The sequence below is a fragment of the uncultured Methanobrevibacter sp. genome (assembly GCF_947170395.1).
In the GTDB taxonomy this organism is placed as follows: Archaea; Methanobacteriota; Methanobacteria; order Methanobacteriales; family Methanobacteriaceae; genus Methanocatella.
Map to the genome: position 1 here is coordinate 1 of NZ_CAMVTE010000064.1, position 4,396 is coordinate 4,396.

General features: G+C 31.1%; 3 protein-coding genes. 2 read left to right on the forward strand and 1 reads right to left on the reverse strand.

What is annotated here, in order from left to right; translation table 11 throughout:
- The first annotated feature begins 859 nt into the window (after positions 1-859).
- Entirely contained in the window at positions 860-2,068 is a 1,209-nt protein-coding gene (locus tag Q0W04_RS10460; RefSeq protein ID WP_298503049.1) for an ATP-binding protein, read from the forward strand.
- A gap of 339 nt (positions 2,069-2,407) precedes the next feature.
- Here the strand turns inward: Q0W04_RS10460 and Q0W04_RS10465 are convergent, their stop codons facing one another.
- Entirely contained in the window at positions 2,408-3,676 is a 1,269-nt protein-coding gene (locus Q0W04_RS10465; protein ID WP_298503052.1) for an STAS domain-containing protein, read from the reverse strand.
- A gap of 322 nt (positions 3,677-3,998) precedes the next feature.
- On the opposite strand from Q0W04_RS10465, the gene Q0W04_RS10470 reads away from it, so the two are divergent.
- Positions 3,999-4,396, forward strand: a 398-nt coding sequence (locus tag Q0W04_RS10470) for an MFS transporter (RefSeq protein WP_298503053.1), incomplete at its 3' end; no start/stop codon positions are given.

Consider the following 4,396-nt stretch of genomic DNA (forward strand, 5'->3'; position numbering starts at 1 on the left):
AATTAGCTTTAATATGTGTTTTATAGCTTCCTTTTTTACACATAGTTCAAAAAAGTTGTTTTTTCCACTTTAAAAACACCAAATATTATTTATATGAAATGATATTAAATATTGTAATGTAAGAGTTAAAAGTAATAAATATTTTGTATAGTATACGGGCAAAATCCTTTCTACATAATTTGTATGTTATTTTACTTATTAATCATTAATATTAAGTTTTTTATTCATTAACTTAATATAACTTATTTTATGATTTTGTTAAGAATAATATGTTTAGATTTTTAAAAAATAAGTGTTTTTTTAAGGAATTAATTTGGCCTTTTTTGGCAGGTGTTTATATTTTGTATAGTTTTTTCAGCATATTGACTTTATATTTGGAGTTAATTCTCTGAAAAATTATTAAGAAACAATTAGTTAAATGTTTCATAGTTTATGTTTCCAATTTGTTTTTGATTATGGTATGTTTTTTGGCTTTTTCAAATGTTTTTCGTATAATTTTATTTTAGCATTGGTTAATTAACTTTTGTATTTTATTGGATTTTGTTAACATTTGGAATGGTGTCTTTTTATGTAAATATATTTGGTTCTGTTTTATTTTCATGTTTAAAGCAATAGTTTTTTGGGTTTGTAGAATTGTCTTCATTTATAAGCAAAATTACTTAAATATGGGAGTATGATCTATTATTTGGTTATGAGTTTGTATATTGTCAAGTGTATTCGACAATTATATTAACTTTAATTATGCTGTCGATTGTATTCTACTATTGTATGGAAATTATTATTTTTGTAGAATGTAGTCGACAAAATTTATATATTTTAAAATACAAAAATTCAATATAATTATTGTGCGGTGAAAAAAATGATTAAAAGGGAATTATACTTAAACCAAATAGAAAGGCTGATAGATAAGGAACCTATCAAAATCATAACTGGCGTTAGAAGAAGTGGGAAAACATACCTCCTAAAAAGCATTCGGGAAGAGTTGAAAACCCGTGGAATAAAAGAAGAAAACATATTCCTGATTTCATTCGAGTCCATGAAATACAACAAGATAGAAAACTTCAAACAGCTCGATGAATGCATAATGAACCTGACTGAAAACACAAAAGGCAAAGTCTACCTATTATTTGATGAAATACAAAACGTCAAAAACTGGGAAAAAAGCATAAACGCATGCAGAGTCGACCTTGACTGCGATATCTACATCACAGGATCCAACTCAGAACTATTATCTGGTGAAATGGCAACATTAATATCGGGCAGATACTACCAGATAAACATCTACCCCTTCTCATTTGCCGAATTCATACAATACAAAAAGGAAATAGAAAAAACAGACACAAATGACTTGGAGGAACTGTTCAAGGAGTATGTGGAATATGGTGGAATGCCCCCAATACAGCAGGTTGCAGCACAAGACAAATATTCCTATTTAAGCGACATATACAACACAATACTTCTAAAAGACATCGTAACGAGACACAACATAAGAAACACTGACATGCTAAACCGCATACTCGACTATGTAATAATGAACCTTGGAAAAAACTTCTCAGCTGGAAACATAGTCAAATACATGAAACACGAAAGAAGAAAAATATCAAAGGACACAATACTCGACTATTTATTATACTCCAAAAATGCCTGCTTCACACACCAGGCACCAAGAGAGGACATAAAAGGAAAAAAAGTGCTTAAACACAACGAAAAATATTTCCTAGTCGACCATGGATTCTATCAGGCAAAATACGGAGAAATAGAAAACATGGGCTCAATCCTTGAAAACATAGTCTACATAGAACTGCTCAGAAGAGGATATGACGTAAAAATAGGAATGATAAAAGAAAAAGAAATCGATTTTGTCTGCACTAGAGACAAAGAAAAAATCTACATTCAGGTAACATACCAACTGGAAAACGATAACACAATAGAAAGGGAATTTTCAGGACTTGCAAAAATCAATGATAATTTTGACAAATACGTTTTAAGCATGGATAAAATGGACTTCTCCGGCAGCGGACTGAAACACAGAAACATCATAGACTTTCTAACATCAGATTATATATAATTGTGTTTAAAAGAGTTTTTTAACTAATGGCTCTTTAAACACCACTATATTGTGCGATACGCTATGTTTCCATTAACATGTGATTGATAATTCAATAGTTACTTTTTAAGATTTGATTTAATGATGTGACATTAACATTGGCGGAATCCCTTCCACATATCAGTCCCGTTTTCCACTGTGATATATGCAAGGGTTTCAGAAAATAAGTTTTGAATAGCTAATGGTCGACGTTAATGTTAATCTCTATGTATGCACAAATTATAATAATATATTAAATATATAATTGGCAATTGATGTAATATGGATTGTTTTACCTCTTGTCTGCATTTTGTTATTATTTTATTTAATATTTATGCTTGTATCAGATAAAATTTCAATAACTGTTTCATTGCATGACTTCATTGTAATTCCGCCTTTGCAGTCGTTTTGCATAATGAGAAGAACACGTAGGCCTGCAGATGATACATATTCTAGTTTAGAACAATCGATGAAGACGCTTCTGATATCATTATCTTCCTTAATCTTTTCATAATTGGCAAGAAGTTTAGGTGCACTTAATGTATCTAGATTTCCTGACAATATGAGATTAAGATTATCTCCATTGATTGATGCATCTGCATTAAAAGATTCTGTCTTGGCATCAGTATCCACATTAACTGATTCGTCAACTGTAATTTTCCATATGTATACTTGCTTAAGGCCTTCCTTAATTTGAGCTACAATCTTAGGATTTGCATTTTCTAAACTTTTAAACTCAGATACATGGTCTGCATATGGAATTTTCTCCAGTTTAAGTCCCTTAGATGTAATATAATTCATTGCGTTTTTCATATTTTCTTGAACATCACCTAAGGAACTGACAGTTATTGCATTTTGTATGATTGTTGCATCAGATTTGTCTTCTACTCTGTACTTGGATGTATACATGATATCTCTTGTTCTCTCTCCATAAAAGGATTTCACTATCAAAACGTAGAGGCGAGATATTTCAGGGTCAAGAGTAATCCAATATCCTCCATGTTCTGCAAGAATTTTTTTGATATTGTCACACATTGCATCCAGTTCGGAATCTGTAAGATACATCAGGAGTCCTTCTGTTGTTATGCATACCTTTCCGTCAATCTTGTCAAATGCAGACTTAAGGGATTGATAATTGGTTGCATCCACACCCTCGAAATTAACAAGCTTTTTTTGGTCGTCATCCAGCAATGACATAATGGCGGGTTGAACTTCATTAATTGTTGCAGGAAGGTCCATTCCAACAAATTTATTGCCGCTTTTTGCAAATTCAAGGGCTCTAGGGGTGAAACCGCATGGCAAGTCAACCACTGTAAAACCTGATTCCTTAGCGAGTTTTCCATTAGTAAAGTATCTTACATCCATGATAATACTGTTAATGAAAAGATCATCATCATCGGCCTTGACTGTCTTACTGTCTTGTGTATCTTCTCTGGTAAGATTCAGCCTTTCGGCTACGGCTTTGGCATCATCATGACCTGCAGCAGCCAATTGGAAAAGAGTCATCCTTGCCGTATTAAATATGGGATTTGTTCTTTCCAATAATTCTTGATCAATTTTTAGTCCTTCAAAATTAAATGCATTATACATAAATCCCTCTTGAATATGATATGTTTCTCTTTAGTTAGTATATTAACTTTGGATTTCTTTAAAGTTGTATTGGTTTTGATAACTTAAATGATTTGTGATTTTTAATATTTTAAGTTGAAAAAAAAAGAAAACTAGAGATAACATTTTAGATTGAATGTATATATACATAATTTGGGAGTTATCTGAATTATTAATCATTAATATTAAGTTTTTTTATAATTAATTTAATTTTAACTCATTTAGTGATATTTACGATAAAAATTAACAAAATATAAATAATATTCACTATAAAACTACAATTCAACAGGATTATAGTGAAAAAATGAATGTCAAATTAAACAGTCGGATGCAGCTGATAATCTTGTTTATTATAGCTGCAAGCCTAGTAACCATAGCCCAATCGATTATTACAACAGGAGTAGTTTATCTGATGAGTGACTTTTCTGTCTCATCAACACAGGCACAGTGGTCCTATTCTGTTTTTCTGCTTGTTGTGGGTGTCATGATTCCGTTAAGCGCTTATATTTCTCGGCGGTTTAATGCAAGAACAATATTCTTCTTTTCATTAAGCATATTTCTTTTAGGATCCATCATATGTTATTTTTCAACTTCATTAATCATATTAATCATTGGTAGAATCCTTCAAGGCATTGGAAACGGTATTATAATGCCTTATGTTCAGATTTTGCTTTTGAGAACCATTCCTGAAGAGAAATGGCA

Coding starts and splice junctions, on each gene's coding strand:
- Q0W04_RS10460 (WP_298503049.1), top strand. CDS start 860: ATGATTAAAAGGGAATTATACTTAAACCAAATAGAAAGGCTGATAGAT.
- Q0W04_RS10465 (WP_298503052.1), bottom strand. CDS start 3,676: ATGTATAATGCATTTAATTTTGAAGGACTAAAAATTGATCAAGAATTA.